Source organism: Bacillus sp. FJAT-27225, assembly GCF_001685025.1.
Lineage (GTDB): Bacteria > Bacillota > Bacilli > Bacillales > Cytobacillaceae > Bacillus_D.
Window position 1 is genome coordinate 454,815 of the sequence record NZ_MAYU01000012.1, and the last position, 16,303, is coordinate 471,117.

Genomic DNA, 16,303 nt, shown 5'->3' on the forward strand with positions numbered 1-16,303 from the left:
ATCAGATGCCCACCTCGTAAAATTTCTTCATTAGCAGCTTTTTATAATCCGATATCGATTTCAGGTGCTCAACAATCTGAATTGAGCTAGTTCCGTCTCCATAGGGATTTACCGTGTCTTCACAATCCATGCTGAAGGCCGTTTTCAGAGCGGCCTTGATCGATTCAGCATTGGTTTCGCAATTGATGACAGATGATGCATACAATCTGCCCCTTTGCCTGCTGCCAATATTGACAGTCGGTTTTTTGAATGACGGAACTTCATAAACCCCGCTTGACGAATTGCCGACCACTGCATCAACCTGGTTTATTGTGTTTAAGTAAAGTAATTGCCCCAATGAGGTGTAAGAAGCAGCGTTTTCCCTTTCCCTTACAAACTCGTCAAGCAGCTTTATCAATTGCCTGCTTTCATTGTCGGAATTCGGGTTTGTAAAAATTAGTCCTACATCAGGTCCTAGTGAATCAAGGGCGTCAAGCAATTCCTTAAACTGATCCACTGCTGGCTTTTGTTCCAGCGTCACAGGATGGAAAGTGATGAGCAAATTCTTTTGCCGGAATGTAAAATTAATCCTTTTCCCCACTTCACCCCTTGAGAGTAAGTCGATCTTTTTTATTTGGTCAATCCCCGGGCTGCCGACATTAAAAATAAAGTCTCCGTTTTCTCCAAGCTGGCGAACCCTTTGGCGGGACTGTTCATTTGTCACAAAGTGGATATGCGACATTTTCGTAATGCTATGGCGAATCGCTTCATCGAAAGCCCCTTCTGTTACATCCCCGCCCGCAATGTGGGCAATCGGAATCCTGGCGACTAGTGCAGCTTGGGCCACAGCTAACATTTCATAGCGGTCGCCCAGGATTACCAATAGGTCAGGCTTCAGCCTCTCCAAGGCGTCTGCAAAGCCGATTGTTGCAAGACCAATCGATTTTGCTATCCCGACCGGGGTATCACTGGAAAGCAGCATTTCGACTTTCTCATCAATCGTAAAACTATCTTTTTCAATTTGCTTATATGTAAGTCCGAACTCCGGGGAAAGATGCATTCCTGTCGCAATGATTTGCAATGTAAATTCCGGTGCTTCATCGATATATTTCATCAGCCAGTAAAGCAGCCCATATTCCGCCCGGGTTCCTGTCACCACACAAATTTTCCGTTTATTCATAATGATCCCCCAGAAAGACGCTGCTTGGAATATTGATCAGTTTGTTTTGCAATGATTCCGCAACATGCAATTCCATTTTCGGATTGTCCTTGAACATTGGCAGCTGGTGCATTAAGGTCCAAGCAGGACGAGTCATGATTCCGTTGTTGTTTGTTTCAGTGAGGATTTCGTCCCTGTATTGTTCGAATCCGTCGTCCAATACCAATGCGTTCAGCCAATAATTTGACTTTGCAAATTCTGGTTCCTTAAATACTGAAATCCCGTTGAAACCTTCAAGCTCCTCGATATACACGTTTGTGAGGGCCCGCTTTTTGTCTAGATAGTCCGGTAATTTTTCCAGTTGCGCACAGCCAAGCGCAGCATTGATATTCGGCATACGGTAATTGAAGGCGACCATATCATGGTTGAATTCCCACTTGTGCGGAACTTTTGCTGTGGTGGTAATATGCTTGGCCAGTTTCCCAAGTTCCTCATCATTCGTCAAGATCGCCCCGCCGCCCCCAGTTGTTATAACTTTATTTCCGTTAAAGCTGAGTGCGGAAATTTTACCGACATTTCCGGTGTGAATCCCTTTATAATACGAACCGAGCGATTCTGCCGCGTCCTCGACGAGTTCAATGTTGTATTCCGCACAAAGCTCCGTCAGCAGGTCAAGGTTTACTGGATGCCCGAATGTATGCATCGGAACGACCGCCTTGATTCTACGGCCAGTTTTCTTATTTACACAGAACCCATTTTTCATTTCCGAGATTTCTGATAAATAATCCCTTAATTTACGCGGGTCCAGCCCAAGTGTTTTATGCTCACTGTCTACAAAATGCGGTACTGCGCCCGTATATACAACCGCGTTGGCAGTCGCAATAAACGTTAAAGCAGGGATAAGCACCTCATCCCCTTGTTCAACCCCGACCAATTTAAGGGATACATGAAGGGCTGCTGTTCCGTTAACAACAGCAACTGCCTTCTTTACTCCCGTGTATTCAGCCAGTTTTTCCTCGAATAAATCTACATATTTGCCAACCGATGATACCCAGCTGGTGTCGATGCACTCTTTAACATACTCCCATTCATTTCCTCTGAAGACAGGTTCGTGAAGCGCGATGAAGTCTCTTTCTTTGGGCAAAACATTCCTTAACTTTTCTACTAGTAAAGGCGTATTGAACTGGTTCATCATATGTTGTATATGTCGGCTTTGTATGCCTTAAGATTTTCTGGATTAGTGAACCATTCAGCCGTTTCGGAAATCCCTCTTCTGAAACCTTCCAAACCGCCATATGCAGGTTCCCAGCCCAATAGTTTTTTCGCCTTAGAATTATCCGCCCATAACCGTTCAACTTCACTCTTTTCCGGCCTCAACCGTACATCTTCAGTTTCAATTTCAATTTCGGATCCCATCACTTCGGCAATCACCTTGACAGTATCGCCAATTGAAATTTCGTAATTGCTTCCGATATTGATTACTTCACCGAGCGAATTTTTTGATTCAGCAACAGAAATGAAACCATTCACTGTATCTTTGACATAGTTGAAATCCCTTGTTGGGGACAAGGAACCCAGTTTAATTTTTCTTTGGCCATTTGCTATTTGCGTAATGATGGTCGGAATAACTGCACGAGCGGATTGCCTTGGTCCGTATGTATTGAAGGGTCTGATAATTGCAACAGGTGTTTCAAAAGATGTGTAAAATGACATTGCAATTTGGTCAGCGCCGATTTTTGAAGCAGAATAAGGAGATTGCCCCTGCAGCGGATGCTCTTCTGTAATTGGCACGAATCTAGCTGTTCCATATACTTCGCTTGTCGAAGTATGGACGACTTTTTCCACGCCAAGTTCCCTCGCCGCCTGGACAACATTCAACGTTCCTTTCACATTTGTATCAACATATGTATCCGGTGAATGGTATGAATAGGGAATCGCGATTAACGCAGCCAGGTTAAGGACGACGTCACAATCCTTCATTGCAGTTTTCACACCATATGGGTCTCTGATATCACCAGAGAAAATTTCAAGATTTTCTTTGATTTCCTTAGGTGACTGGTCCAGCCATCCCCATGAATTAAAGGAATTGTACAGAACGAATGCCTTTACATTATGGCCTCTTCTTACTAATTCCTCAGTTAAATGGGAACCAATAAATCCATCAGCACCCGTTATAAGAATCTTTTTGCCTTTCATTGTTTTCCTCCTCGTGTTATTCCTCGTAAAATCGACAATAACATTTGCAAAAACCCACGTAAAAAAAGTTTTTATTACTCATTTCTCACAACTTTCTGATTCCCTGTAAAATTTTAGAGGTTTTTGTCATGTATTTTCATTATTAAATCATACTATTGTAAAATAATTAAGGCATTTATGTATATTCTGTTCTTTTGTCTTACTCAACAAGTCTTAAAACACGAAATTTTCAGACCTATAGACCTACGTCGCTATAGTAATTTTTACTTATTCCCAATTTATTGCTTGACTCTTGCATTTTTAAATAAATTCCTATAAAAGGGCATACGGGTAGTGCAATCAAAAATCAGGCTTTTTTAAGCGATTAGTTTGAGGGTTTTCAACACATTATCCAATGGTGTGTTGGCCCAGCGTTCCTAGTACACATAGACGACCAGCTGGCCAAACATGCCGCTTCTGTTTTTTTTGACTGCTACTCCGAATGTGATGGTTGTTTCCTTTGACCATTCCACTCTTCTGAGTTCCAGGAAATTCTGTGTAAGGTACTGGATGGCTCAATACCGTTGGATGGCCTTGAATGAAAGCATCTGGTAATGGTCAAATCCCATCATTTCCTTGAAATAGCGGTAAGCCTTCTCGATTTTCCAGCGGATTTGGACTCAAGTTATTAAGCGATTCGATATGATTATTTTAGAGAACCAGACTAAAAAAAAGAATTGAGAGAAATGAAAAGGACCAGGAGTTATCGAGGTTAATAAATGAATTGAAAGAAACGGGGACACTTCTAATTTCATATTTTGGGCTAGACAAAAGTGGTAATAGTGAGTTTATAGATTATATGGTTAACCCATAAAGGCTGGTTCAAAACCATGACAATCAAATCGGCCAAGATTGAGAGTTTTGAAGAGTATTCGCAGTTTAAAAGTTTAAAGGAGTTTAACAGCCATATCGAACAGTGGCTCGCTTTGCATAAGAGGGAGTTTTCAAAAGGGGAGTTGATCGGGATGAAGCGGCTGATCCGCTTTTCGGCAAAGATTGCCGGCGGCTGCAATGCCAAAACCGCGACAATCCTAAAAAACACAAGCAACCCCTTGGAAAGTTATTTATTATATCGGATATGTGATATCTACTGTTTTTGAAATTTCAAGCAAAAGGCAACCTCCCATCCTAATAAATTCAAAAAAATTCAAAGAAAGTCTAAAATAATTCGGCTTATAATTTATTAGGGAGGGGCACGTTGCTCTTTATTTTCAGAAAATAAAAGAACCGGGACTTCTAGAGTAATAAGGCCCTTTAACACAACAATTCATTCAAAAAAATACGACAAACCTCGGGAAGTGAACAGGCACCTATATCATCATCATAGAGGAAGAAGAGTGGGGAGGGTTCTGGGTTTGCCAATCGCAAACCCAGAACCCTCCTCTTTTCGCCCTTCGGCATTCAACCCAGTATCCCTTCAAATTCACTAAATATCAACTTACCGCCGGGTGATAACCTAAAAATAGATTAGTAATCTATTTTTAGGTTAACACCATCCCTAACAACTGGGAACAATCATAGGGGCAATTTAGAACAGTGCCTAGCTTTATGGCCTCGTCACCTTTTCCTTTTGCAAAATGGTCCTATGCTCCATTGTGCAAACTAACCGAGTCTTCACCACACCCCGTTTTTGGGCATCTTCAATAGTGGGTGTTTCTTCATTATGAACAAGCACTGCCTCACCTTAATGATACTTAGGAGTATCGTACTAGCTATTAAAAATCACAGCCTTATTCTAATCGGCCTGACTTTTTTTCAAAAGGATGACACTTGAGATAAACGCTCCTGGCCAGGAAAACCAGTGGCGTGAAGCTATCTCCCCACTTTCTTCATATACTGCCTCGGAGAATAAACCATCCCATTGTACCACTTGTTTAAGCTTTCGGCTCACATATTCTTCCTGTTCTTTATCGCCGGTCAACCACGCAAACAACAGCTCCTGCCCATCACCAAGCGGCCATTTATTAGGGGTATGGACCGAACCAAGCCCTTCAAATGGGCCAGGATAATAACCGCCCTTGTTCGCCTCGGAAAACGCAAACTTCATCGTTTCAACCCAAACAGGGTCTGTTTTTTCGCAAAATCCCCATAAAGGAGCATATACGGTCGGTAAATCATTTGCGTCATGATAAAGTTGATAATTACCCTCAAGGTCAGTTAAATAGGCAAATAACTCTTTTTCACTACTTTTAGTGATAAAATTAGCAAGACAATCACGTTTTACCTTATTGGCTAAGACACTATAATCCACTTCACTTAGATTTAGCTCCTTGTTCACCTTATCCAATTTCATTAACATATGCCACACTAGAACCTGGCTCGAGAAATGGTAGGGATACTCAACCTCATCATCAGCCGGTGTCTCACCTGTTTTGAAAAGCCAATGGTTTTCCGCCTTATGTTCATTAAGCATAAGCAGGATCTTATTGACATATGGAAAAAGTCTCAAAACCATACCATGATCACCAAACTCCAGGTAGTAATCGCATAACTCTAGAATCGGATAACATTGCTGATCAAGCTGGAAAATGGGGTCTTTACTTTGGCCATTGGTTAAATATGCACGCCCCCAATATCCGTCTGGCCGCTGGGCATCCTCAAACATCCAAATCAGATGGCCCTTGATTATCCTTTTTACCTCTTGGCGCCATGTTTCTTCTTGTTTTTCCGAAAGTGAATGAAATAATAGCTGCATCATATAATACGCATCACGATTCCAGGCAAGCGGCAATAATTGGTGGTCGGTTATGACGCAGATTGATTCGCCATTGGTGGGCACAGAACAACAAGATACAATATAGTTGATATTGCGGCTGATTACGAACTCTTTCCAGTCAATCGGCATCGTACTTGATTTTTCCACTAACTTGTCTTCAATGGAAGGGAAATAGTCATCTGCAATCAACTGTATCTGTTCTTGTTCATCCAATGCATAGACGGCTGTCAACACCTTCTTCTCATATGGCTGTATAGAAACGTAGAAAACCTGGTTCAAAGTAAATGGTTTGGTCGTTCTGATGTTTACATCTTCCAAGAGAACCGGTTCATTATTTTCAAAAATGGAAACCTCAGCCCTGGCTCCAAGATTGGGGTTTCTAATTACCAGTTTATTTCTTGACAAGGAAACATCCAGCACTGCACGGGGAATTGGTATTGGTCCGCCCTCGGTTAGCTGCCCATAGCTTGCACGATTCAAACTTAACTGGCCTATAACCTCCATTGGGAAAAGCATTTCTACATCCGTTTTATTCACTAGATTAATTTGTTGCTTCAGAAAATTAACTCCCCATTCTTTTTCAATAAAAAAGGAAGAAGATACGTCCACATCCGAATCATGAAAATAAAAATAGGGATGCTTATTGTCTAATAAATATATTTCAGGAGTTCCATTCCGTTTTTGTGGCAGCAAACCAAATCCGCTCGTCCCTACAGCAAGCTCCTTTCGATAATTTCTTACAAAAGACGGATCATACCACTTATCGTTTGGAAACTGCTCCATTGATGTTAAGGTGATATATCCGTGCTTTTGGTGCGGCCGATTGATTGAGCAAATTCGCCCATCAGGTGTAACACTAGCTGACATCGCCCCATTCCCAATATCAATTGGCTTTTGATTTGAACGATTCAATAGTGGTATCAAATCATAACTATTTATTTCTTCATGTATTTTCTGCAGCATTTGAATTAATCCTCCAATTTCAACATGAAAGTCCTGATTAACTGTAATAGAAAATAAGCTAGCAATTTATTTGCAAATACCTACAAACATTTATAAACCCTGTCAAGGTCAAGGCCGGAATATACCAAAGCTATAAAAAAAGCCAACCCTTTTTAAAAGAATTGACTTATTTTGTTTCTTCTTTTATTAAGCAAGTTTAGCCTCTTCATGATTCGCAGTATCATTATTAAAAAGGTGAAGCTTATCTTCCTTGAAAGTTAGATAAACTTGTTTATCAAGTGGAAAATTACTTCCAGGATCAATACGGATACTAAATAATTGTTTTCCTACCTCAACGGCGACAAAATCATCTGAACCAAGAGTTTCTGTCACAATCGAGGTACCGCTTATCGAGTTTTCCACATGGGACAGGCTAATTTGTAAATCTTCCGGCCGAACTCCAAGGACTACTTGCTTTTGGGTGATATTTTCCTTAATATATGGCTTCATATTAGTTGGCAAATACAACTTGGTCAACTCATTACGGAAGATAAACCGGCCATTTTCATCTACCAATTCGCCCTCCAGGAAGTTCATTGGCGGGCTGCCAATAAATCCAGCGACAAATTGATTTTGCGGTTTGTTATAAATCTCGGTTGGGCTGCCCATCTGCATGAGATCCCCATTTTTCATAATGGCGATTCGATCACTTAGCGTCATCGCTTCAGCCTGATCATGGGTTACATAAACAATGGTCGCCTTCAGCTGTTTGTGAATCCGTTTTAGCTCCGTTCTCATTTTTACACGCAGCTTGGCATCCAGGTTACTAAGCGGCTCGTCGAGAAGCAATACCTCCGGATCCAAGACTAGGGCCCTTCCCAAGGCAACCCTCTGCCGCTGGCCTCCGGATAATTCCGACGGCTTACGATTTCCCAATCCATTTAAATCAAGTAAATCCAATGCCCATTCAATCTTTTTATCCCGAATCTTTTTATCTGCTTTATTGATCTTTAAACCAAAGCCAATATTTGCAGCCACAGACATATGTGGAAATAGAGCATAACTTTGAAATACCATAGCAATTCCACGGTCTTTTGACTGTACGTTGTTTGCCAACTTGTCACCAATATATAAATGACCACCCGTAATGTCTTCCAAGCCGGCAATCATCCTAAGTGTAGTAGACTTTCCACAACCAGAAGGACCAACCAGTGATACAAATTCACCATCTCTTATATGAATACTTAAATCCTTTACGGCTTGAAAGCCATTTGGGTATCTTTTTTGAATGTGGTCAAGACGTAAATCCGCCATTTTTTCTCCTCCTAAGTAAGAAAACTTATTTCACAGCACCTGCCGTTGCTCCTGTTATCATGTATTTTTGAACAATAAAAGTAAAAAGAATAACAGGTAATGAAACTAGTAAGGATAGGGTTGCAATGGAAACAGGATTTGGTGAAAAAGTTCCTAATAGACTTTTTAGGTAAACCGGTAGTGGAATATTATCAGCTGACGATGTCGCAGTTATAAAATAGGAAAAGACAAACTCATTCCATGATAATAAGAATACATAAATGGCACCTGCAGCTAATCCTGGCAAAGCCACCGGTAAAATAATTCTGGTAAACGTATAAAATTTAGTTGCCCCCATGACTTGTGCTTGCTCCTCTAAATCTACCGGAATCGTTTGGAAAACTCCGATAGCAATCAAAATGATATACGGCAGACTAAGCAGAGAGTGGCCAAGAGCTACTTTTAACGTTATAGGTAGATTGGATAGTAAGCTGCTATTAAAAACATTGGCAACCGGTAAAACAGAAGAAATATCAGGGAATAACCGAACCGATAAAATCAAGAAAATCACAAAACCCATTCCCCAAAATTTAAACCTGGCCAGGGCATAGGCAGCAGGAGCACCCAACCCCAACGAAATTACAATCGTTAACAGGGCAATCTTCACACTAAACCAGGCACTTGACCAAAAGCGTCCGTCTGCTAAGTAATATTTATACATTTCCATAGTTGGTTCAAATGGCCACCAGGGTATGGGGTATTTACCACCAGTGACCCAACTGGTACGGTCACTTATTGAGTATTTAAACATAATGTAAATTGGAAATAGAACCACTAATATGGACATAACCATTAATGAAAACCAAATTACTTTTTCTCCGCTCCATTTTTTCATAATGTTCCCCCTCTATACCCTTACTAAATAATTTTTCATTACTTTTAAGAGCCAATTTAAGAACAAGGTGAAAAATACGATTAACACAATTAAAATAACACCTATAGCTGCTGCCATTCCCGGATTATTCAATTGGACGAAGTATTTTTCAATCAACACACCCAAGATTGGATATGATGGTGCCAGAATATAAGGGAAGATAAATTCTTTCCACGCTTCAATGGAGCGTAATACTAATACAGAAGAAATCGCGGGAATTAATAGTGGAATAGTGATGTACATAAATCGTTGTATACTATTAGCACCCATTGTTTTAGCCGCTTCATATTGCGATTCATCAATTGCTTGAAGTCCTGCCAGCAGGATTAACATGGAAATGGGAGTATCACGCCATACCTTGCCGATAATCGATAAGCTCATTGCCAATGTCTCATTGTTCAAGAAAGAGACCTCATGATTGACGACTTGTGGAAACCAGCTATATTCACCCATTAACATGCTTGTAACATGGCCGCCTTTTGCAAAAAGCAACAATAACGTTGAGGTTGTTACAATGGTTGGAATAGCCAAAGGCAGTAGAAAAATACTTCGTACAATTCCTATTCCTTTAAAACTCCGGTTAACAATCATTGCGGTCACTAATCCGGTGATCAGTTGAAGAGGAGTGGTAATTATTACAAATACAAATGTTCTTGAAAAGGCATCTTTAAATTCATTACTGTTAGTTAAATTAACAAAGTTTTCTAGCGTAGGGCTAGCTTCGGCCATTCCGCCAACATAGGTGGTTAATGACATTTTAAGGATAAAAAAGACAATAATTAAAAAGAAAGCCAATATATAAAGAAAACCCGGTATAAGTGAGATGAGTAGAAAACTATTCTTTTTTATCACATCTACAAAACTGTTTTTCTTGTTTCCAGTACCAACTGACAGCTCCATAAACGGTCCTCCATTTCACAAGACTAACAGTTAGAAGAAAGAGGGGAGTATCCCCTCTTTCCAATTAGTCATTTTTTACTTTCTTAATTGATCTGATTTAGGCCCATACTGTTCAGCCAGTCCTTGGTCAACTGTATATTTTTGGTCAACCACAATGTCATACCAGGCATTTAAATAGAGTTCAACATATTCTGGCCATGTTTGGACTTGAGGGATCTTTTGAACGCCTTCATCAAGTTGGCGATTTGCTACGTCAAAGACTTCTTGCATCCATTTTTCTTTAAATGTACCATTTAGGTCATTCATAATATCTTTTCTAACTGGCATCATACCAAATTGTTGCGTCTCTGCTTTATGGTTTGTTTCGTTCGTAATCCATCGTGCCAATTCATAAGATAATTTTGCATCAGGAGTGGAATTAGGAATGCCCCACCAGAATCCGGCCAATTGGGAACCATGTGTACCAACACGGGCAGGATTGCCATCTTTAAGTTCAAGTGAAACACCCTGTGGCATAATCGCTAATCCCATATCATCCGGATCTGCTAAATAACCCGTCATACTTGGATCAGAACCGCCATGGATGAAGAATGCATCAATTTGGTGCATGAATGCCAAATATACTTTACCATTTGCCATAGCCTGCCAAATTCCGCCGCCTGACCAGCCTTCTTCCCACATGCCGGGGTTATAAATTTTATTATTCTTATAGAAATTTTCCCATTGGAATGTATCTTTTACCGGCTGTGAATTCAAGTTAAGAACATCTTCTGGGGTTCCACCGGTTTGGTATACCTTTGTGACCAACTCAGTAACAGTACCTTCATACTTTTGCGCACGGTGGGCAATTCTTGGCTCCTTCTTTCCGTCATACTCTGTGTTTGCCCAGTAATAACCTACAACAGCAAGATCGTACCAATCCCACTCGTTTGGATCTGCCTCGAGCGTATAATCATCCGGAAGTCCTACTCCGTTTTCAGCTTTGAACATAGCTTGGATATCACTTTCAAACTTCTCCCAATTTTTAACGGCATCATTTACTTTTGATTTTACAAATAATAATGTGTTTGTTTCGAGCTTACGAGGAATATAGTACACTTTCCCATTAACAGTTCCCATTTCTACGGCAGCCTCAGTGTATTCTTCTAAATCCTTTTTATAGCCTTCACCAACGGCTGTTTCCAAGTCCATGATATAACCATTTTCAACAAATGGAACTAAATCAGAGTGCAGCGTCTTGACAAGGCCAATCGTCTTTTTGCCTTCATCAAGCTTTAGCACGTTTTGAAGGTCTACACTTGTTTGGTATGTACGAACGTTAATTTTTACCCCATATTCTTTTTCAAAAGATTTGATAATATTTTCTCTAAACCATTTGTCCTGAGCTTCCATCATACGGATATAGATTGTCATTTCTTTCGCCTTAAATTGATTCTTATCAGTTGACTGGCCTGTTTTTGAGTCAGGTGTACAAGCTGCCAGAATTCCAAGTAGCAGGATAAAAACCATTACAATCGAATACAGCTTTTTACTCATTATTACTATCCCTCCTAATTATCGTACTTGTTATTTCTTAAAGCCTTGCCTCCTTGAGTCTTCTGCCCTAACTCAATAGCGTTAATCAATCTTCTGGCCGTTTTTTCCAGAAGCTGTTCACCAGTGGTCATTGCTTGACTTAAAGTCATAACCTCATCCACAATGGGACAGACGAGATGAATTCCTTCTTGTTTAAGCTCTGAGGGGTAGCCCTCAAATTTACCGGTAAAGACCACTACCGGGACATTATATTTTTTTGCGATTCTGGAGATACCCACTGGGACTTTGCCATTTAAAGATTGCAAATCCAATTTTCCTTCCCCAGTAATCACAAGGTCGGCATCCTTTATGAGGTTTTCAAGACCACTTAATTCGGCAATTAATTCAAACCCGCTTCTCATTCTTACATTCAGGAACGAAAGCAGAGAAAAACCAAATCCGCCTGCCGCTCCACTTCCAGGAGTATTGGCTTCATTTTTGGAGACAGTTTGATTCACTAACGCGGCAAAACGCTCCATGCTGCCTTCATAAACGGATAACGCATTGTCTGAAATACCTTTTTGTGGTCCAAATACATATACAGCCCCGTTTTCGCCTAATAAGGGATTTGAAACATCCGAAGCCACAGTAATATCCACTTCATTCAGCCGCGGATCCATACCCGTTAAATCGATGACATGAACTTTATCCAGACATTCACCGGAACCTTTCAGAATTTGATAGTGTTTATCAAGAAAGGCCACTCCAAGCGCCTGCAAGAACCCTGTGCCTGCATCCACCGTTGCACTGCCGCCCAATCCGATAATGATTTTCTTTGCCCCCTGGTCCAATGCATGTTTAACCAACTGGCCCGTTCCGAATGTCGATGCTTTATATGGATTTAGTTCCGTATCAGATAACAACGGCAAACCCGACGCAGAAGCAGATTCAATGATGGCCGTTTTCTCTTCCGGCACCCATCCATACTCAGCCATAATCTCTCTTCCAAGTGGGTCCTCTGCCACTACTTTAACCTTTTCACCATGTAAAAAAGTTAAAAATGAATCAACAGTACCCTCACCACCATCTGCTACAGGAATTTTAATCGTGACAATTTTACTGTTTTCCTTTTTAATGCCTTCTTCAATTTTGAGCGCGGCACTCGTACTTGTAACTGACCCTTTAAAGGAATCAGGAGCAATCACAATTTTCATTTAATTCTCTCCTTTTTCAGAGCGCAGCTTTTGAACATTCTTGTTCCTAAATTGCAATTTTATCGACCAACGGTTTTGTTTCTGTGTGCACACTTTAGCTAAGAATATTTTTTATATTCACTAACTAATTCCTATCTTATCAAGGAAATAAAGCGTTTTCTATGTTATTCATAACAAATTCATTTCGGTTATTTTTGTTATGGAGAACAAAAAACCTCTTATGCATTTGCATAAAAGGTTTGTAATAAAGGAATATTCAGTAGGTACTGTTCAAGTGATAAATAAGAATAGTGTTTTCGGGCTACCTTAAAGTTTTCCTCTATCATCCGCTGATATAGTTCATGATCGGTTAATATAAGAACAGCCTCTCGGCTGGCATGGGTTATTTTTTCATCAGGCACAAACACCAGACCATCACTTGTCAGCTGGTAGTTGGCACCCAAGCTAATAAAGAAAAATCCTTTGTCCGCAATATCTGTTCCAAAAACCGGGTACTCATAAATAACAATCGGTTTTTGGGCGAATACGCCCTCCAACAGCTGATTCCCCCACCCCTCCAAAATACTGGGATAAGTAATCAAATCTGCGATTGAGTAGGCATCCCAAAGGGAGTAAATCTTTATATGATTATCCAGTCGTCTAGTGTGAGATATTTGTTCATGAATAAAAAGCATATTAACGTGTTGTTCGGCTGCTTTCTTCTTTAATAATTCCAAATAACGAGGGGTGGATTCAGGCATACCTGCCAACAAATAAACGACTTTTGTATTAGAAGTAATTTGCTTGCCATTATACAGTGTTTTCCCTTTCAGTTGAATCAAGTGTTTCTGTATCTCGGCAACCACATCAATGCCCAACTCAACGGCCTTTCTTTCTGTAATTCTGGTTGCTTGTAAAATGACTAGATCATCCTCACCGATTCCTATTGAACGTCGAAGATCATGGTTATATCCATCCGTTTTCCAAGGATCGCCATCAAAATCAAATACATTTGGCACCACCTCGGCCTGTAACCCTTTTCTTGTCTCTAATTGATCCCTAGCAATTTGATTGATTACAACATGATGGACATTTTCTATCCTAGGTGGAAAATATTTATCTAGCCAATCATGAATGAATCGACAAGTGGGTTGGCTATACCTTTCCCGTTCCCAGAAAAAATCATGATGATGGCACAACATGGGAATGTTCAGTTTCTTAGCCACACTACAAAAAGCAATAGCTGCAGGAAGACTCCAGCCTAATGAAAGGATGTTATTTGGGATAAGTAAATCTATTTTTTCATTTCGAATAAACTCCACTAATTTCTTCTCAATGCTTTCAGCAAACTTTAACATATCCTGTTTAAACGATAATTCATCCTCATAATCCATCATTCGTTCATATGCATTATAAACAAATTTATTATTAAGCGGATGCATATAGTAAAGTTCTTCAATCACATAGGCTTCGGTTTGACCTTGGCTTCCAGCCAGAAAGACAACTTCATGTCCCATGTTTTCAAATGCCCGCCTCCATTTGTCCATTTCTAATGATACTCCATCTGTCTCCCCTACCCTAAAATGGGCTAAAGCAATTTTCATTGATCTTCCTCCTTAGATTTGCGCTTTAAGCCACATGACTTGATAAGGAGAAAGGCAGATATTAATAATTCCATCTCTGACATCGATAATTTCTCCCGAAACAATATCATGAAATGCATGTAAATTCCTTGCTCTAAACCCCATGAATGTTTGCTGGACAGAAACAGGCCTGTTTGAAACGTTAATGATGACTAAAATTTCTTCCTGTTGGTCCGGAGAAATCCTCATAATAGAAAATAGACGATTATCAAAAAATAAGACTTTTTGTGCAGCATTCGGATGAAATGCCTTTTCTGCCTTCCGTAGTGCAATCATTTTTTTGAATCTCGTGAAGACCTGCGAGCGAATAGTTTTTGGATTTTTGAGCTCTTCCACCAATTTTTCCTTATTCAATCTTTCCCGATTAATAGAGCGAAATCGTCCTGTTTTCTCCACACCATTCAAATCATTTCCTGAACCTAACAAACTATGAATATAGATTCCCGGTACCCCCATCATGGATAATAAAATGGACTGTGCCGCAATAAATCTAGCGACCTTCACATCCTGGCAATCACCCGGTTGAGAGATTCCTTCCAAATAATTAATATTTAGTTCATAAGGACTTTTTGTACCGTCACCATTATCTTTATACGAGACGAACCCGCCATTTGCGATTACCTTGTCAACCATGCTTTGAATTTGCTTTTCTGGTAGGATTCCTTCTACAGGCCGAACCCCAATCCCATCATGGGAAGCCAGAAAATTAAAAAAGGTAGTTGTTTCAGAGGTTGGCTCCAATGAATCAGCCCATTTTAACAAGTAGGAGGCATCTCCCTGTTGGAACGAAAATAGGGTTAAAGGCGGTAAAGGAAATTGATAAACCATATGTGCTTCGTTATAACCATTACCAAAATAGCTGATATTGTCTTCATGTGGCACATTAGTTTCGGAAATAAGAATCGTGCCAGGAGCTACGGCATCCAATACGGTTCGATAGATTTGAATAATAGCATGGGTTTCTTCAAGGTGGATGCAACTGGTACCCTGTTTTTTCCAAAGAAAACCAATGGCATCCATTCTGATAAACCTGGCACCTTTTTGAACATAGAAAAGGAGCACTTCTAAAATAGCCAAAAATACCTTTTCATTTTCAAAATTCAGATCTATTTGGTCTTCACTAAAGGTAGTCCAAATATACTTGGTACCCTTGCTGGTTTCAAACTTAGTTAATAGCGGCAGGGCTCGAGGCCTTGTTACCTTGCTATAATCGGCATTTGGGTTGGCTGCAATAAAAAAGTTTTCGAATTCTGGATTCCCTTTTAGATATTCTTGAAACCAATCACTTTTTTGGGAGATATGATTAATGACTCCGTCAAACATTAAATCATACTTTTGGGAAAGGCGAAAAATATCATCCCAATCTCCTAACTCCAGATTGACCTGTTTATAATCGATGACAGAAAATCCATCATCGGATGAATATGGATAAAACGGCAATAGGTGTACAGAACTTAAATCCTTTTGTACGAATTCATTGAGAAATTCCGATAATGTTTGCAAAGGAAATTTTCCTGTTTCCTTTATCGAGTCACCGTAAGTAATTAACATGATATCGTTTTCATCCACCCACAAATTTTTGGGCGTTATTTTTCCGTAAGGATATTGTTTGATTAAAGTTTGGATACTTGCATAAATTGTTATTGCTTTGTTTTCACCGTATACCAAAGAGAGTTTATCCAGTATTACAACGGATTCTTCCTCGTTGAATTTTCCCACTTAAATCACCCTTTATTTACATTATAAGCCTTAAAATTAGTACAATTTTACTTATCACTATTGTTAATAGTACAC

At 40.0% G+C, this 16,303-nt stretch carries 12 protein-coding genes; 1 reads left to right on the top strand and 11 read right to left on the bottom strand.

Annotated elements, in window-relative coordinates:
• Window position 1: 1 nt before the first annotated feature.
• The 3 genes from neuC to A8F94_RS09690 are packed head-to-tail and all read right to left on the bottom strand — an operon-like array spanning window position 2 to window position 3,334.
• On the bottom strand, window positions 2-1,159 hold the full coding sequence (gene neuC / locus A8F94_RS09680) for a UDP-N-acetylglucosamine 2-epimerase (protein ID WP_066199008.1): 1,158 nt from the start codon (window positions 1,157-1,159) through the stop codon (window positions 2-4).
• Window positions 1,152-2,333 (bottom strand): LegC family aminotransferase, encoded by a 1,182-nt coding sequence (locus A8F94_RS09685; protein ID WP_066199011.1) that lies wholly within the window; start codon window positions 2,331-2,333, stop codon window positions 1,152-1,154. The genes neuC and A8F94_RS09685 overlap by 8 nt, the downstream gene beginning before the upstream one ends.
• Window positions 2,330-3,334, bottom strand: coding sequence for an NAD-dependent 4,6-dehydratase LegB (locus A8F94_RS09690; RefSeq protein ID WP_066199014.1), 1,005 nt, complete (start codon window positions 3,332-3,334; stop codon window positions 2,330-2,332). The genes A8F94_RS09685 and A8F94_RS09690 overlap by 4 nt, the downstream gene beginning before the upstream one ends.
• 869 nt (window positions 3,335-4,203) lie before the next feature.
• On the opposite strand from A8F94_RS09690, the gene A8F94_RS09695 reads away from it, so the two are divergent.
• Window positions 4,204-4,473, top strand: a complete 270-nt coding sequence (locus A8F94_RS09695) for a hypothetical protein (RefSeq protein WP_066199017.1) — start codon at window positions 4,204-4,206, stop codon at window positions 4,471-4,473.
• 635 nt (window positions 4,474-5,108) lie between these two features.
• Here the strand turns inward: A8F94_RS09695 and A8F94_RS09700 are convergent.
• The 8 genes from A8F94_RS09700 to A8F94_RS09735 all read right to left on the bottom strand — a co-directional run bounded on the left by A8F94_RS09700 (window position 5,109) and on the right by A8F94_RS09735 (window position 16,228).
• Window positions 5,109-7,052, bottom strand: coding sequence for a glycoside hydrolase family 125 protein (locus tag A8F94_RS09700; RefSeq protein ID WP_066199019.1), 1,944 nt, complete (start codon window positions 7,050-7,052; stop codon window positions 5,109-5,111).
• A 186-nt stretch (window positions 7,053-7,238) separates the two neighbouring features.
• Window positions 7,239-8,345: an ABC transporter ATP-binding protein gene (locus A8F94_RS09705; protein ID WP_066199021.1), complete on the bottom strand. Its 1,107-nt coding sequence runs from the start codon at window positions 8,343-8,345 to the stop codon at window positions 7,239-7,241.
• A 25-nt stretch (window positions 8,346-8,370) separates the two neighbouring features.
• On the bottom strand, window positions 8,371-9,219 hold the full coding sequence (locus A8F94_RS09710) for a carbohydrate ABC transporter permease (protein WP_066199023.1): 849 nt from the start codon (window positions 9,217-9,219) through the stop codon (window positions 8,371-8,373).
• Window positions 9,220-9,231: 12 nt separating this feature from the next.
• Complete coding sequence (locus tag A8F94_RS09715; protein ID WP_066199025.1) at window positions 9,232-10,158, bottom strand: carbohydrate ABC transporter permease; 927 nt, start codon at window positions 10,156-10,158, stop codon at window positions 9,232-9,234.
• A gap of 75 nt (window positions 10,159-10,233) precedes the next feature.
• Complete coding sequence (locus A8F94_RS09720) at window positions 10,234-11,694, bottom strand: extracellular solute-binding protein (RefSeq protein WP_066199027.1); 1,461 nt, start codon at window positions 11,692-11,694, stop codon at window positions 10,234-10,236.
• A 14-nt stretch (window positions 11,695-11,708) separates the two neighbouring features.
• Window positions 11,709-12,887 carry a glycerate kinase family protein gene (locus tag A8F94_RS09725; protein WP_066199030.1) on the bottom strand — a complete coding sequence of 393 codons (1,179 nt, stop codon included), beginning with the start codon at window positions 12,885-12,887 and terminating at the stop codon, window positions 11,709-11,711.
• A 218-nt stretch (window positions 12,888-13,105) separates the two neighbouring features.
• Entirely contained in the window at window positions 13,106-14,470 is a 1,365-nt protein-coding gene (locus A8F94_RS09730) for a glycosyltransferase family 4 protein (RefSeq protein ID WP_066199033.1), read from the bottom strand.
• 12 nt (window positions 14,471-14,482) lie between these two features.
• Window positions 14,483-16,228, bottom strand: coding sequence for a sugar phosphorylase (locus A8F94_RS09735; RefSeq protein WP_254660827.1), 1,746 nt, complete (start codon window positions 16,226-16,228; stop codon window positions 14,483-14,485).
• Window positions 16,229-16,303: the final 75 nt, after the last annotated feature.